Genomic DNA, 1,294 nt, shown 5'->3' with positions numbered 1-1,294 from the left:
CTCACCCTTTGTTCGGACTGCTGGCTGAGCGCGACCAGCGCCGAGCCGAAGAAGTCGACCTTGCCATGCGCGATGGTGCGGATGAGGAAGCTCGCGGTCAGATCGCCGCGCAGCCTGAGATGCTCGATCAGTGCGGCATGCTCTTCCTGGCGCGTGCCCTCGATCAGCGTCACCGAAGCCTTGACGCAGGCGTCGCGCATGACGCGGTCGGCGCGCGCCGCGCCCATCAATGCCATCACCAGCGGCGACGTTTTCAGCATCTCTCCGAGCTTGACGAGCAGCATATGCCGGCAGTCGGCAGGCAGGCGGGCGTCCGATATCAGCGCCTCGCGCACCAAAGGCAGATGCCCGTGCCGTTCGGCCATGCGGCGGAAACTGAGCGAAGCGATGTCGGCGCCGCTGTTGGCGAGCAGCACGGCGCAGGCTTCCGCCTCGCCGATCTCGGCGATGGCCGCCGACAGCGCCATCGAGACGAGCGGCCGGTCGGCGATCAATTTTTGCGTCGCCCTCGGACTTGAGGCCACGCGGTTGATGAGATCGGCGTCGGTGAGCAGCGGCGAGCGCGCCAGCACCACGCCGGCGACTTCCGGCTGGTCGGAGGCAAGCACGCTGATGATCTGCAATGGCGCGTGGTGGCTCATGGACAGCGCCTCGGCCATCGCCAGACGCACCTTCGACGAGGCATCGTCGAGCAACAGCGTCAGCGCTGCCTCGGCGGCGCAACGGTCCTCGAATGGCAGGTCGGAATTTACATAGGCCCGGGCCAGCGCGCTGGCCGCGGCGGCGCGCTCCGACACCCTGGCGGTGTAGATCCATTTCAGGAAATGCGAAACAACAACCATGCCCGCCTGCTTACGCCCCTTGCCAGAAGGTTTCTGGCCCCAGTCAGGACCGTAGGCAGAAATGGTTTACGAACGGTTCACCATGTTCATTAACTGGCTTGCGAGCCCTGAATGCAGCGCCTATCAACCGTCAAACAGTGGAGGAGAGAGAAAATGGCCGGGCTTTATCTCGAAGAGTTCGTCGTCGGCCATGTCTTCCAGCACACGCTGCGTAAGACCGTAACCGAAAGCGACAACATGCTGTTTTCGGTGATGACGCTGAACCCGCAGCCGCTGCATATCGATTTCGATTTTGCCGCCAAGAGCGAATGGGGCAAGCCGCTGGTCAACTCGCTGTTCACGCTCGGGCTGATGATCGGCATTTCGGTCAATGACATCACCGTCGGCACCACGGTGGCCAATCTCGGCATGAAGGAAACCGTGTTTCCGCATCCGGTCTTCCATGGCGACAC

The 1,294-nt window shown here is 63.0% G+C and carries 2 protein-coding genes; one reads left to right on the top strand and one right to left on the bottom strand.

The window, feature by feature from the left end; all coding sequences use genetic code 11:
• Positions 1–842 (bottom strand): DUF2336 domain-containing protein (locus tag EN935_RS36295; RefSeq protein WP_127374245.1); only part of this gene is annotated, 842 nt, incomplete at its 3' end.
• A gap of 153 nt (positions 843–995) precedes the next feature.
• On the opposite strand from EN935_RS36295, the gene EN935_RS36290 reads away from it, so the two are divergent.
• Positions 996–1,294 (top strand): MaoC family dehydratase (locus EN935_RS36290; protein WP_164771699.1); only part of this gene is annotated, 299 nt, incomplete at its 3' end.

Source organism: Mesorhizobium sp. M7D.F.Ca.US.004.03.1.1, from assembly GCF_003998635.1.
Classification (GTDB): Bacteria; Pseudomonadota; Alphaproteobacteria; order Rhizobiales; family Rhizobiaceae; genus Mesorhizobium; species Mesorhizobium loti.
This window is presented reverse-complemented; position numbering and strand designations above follow the sequence as displayed.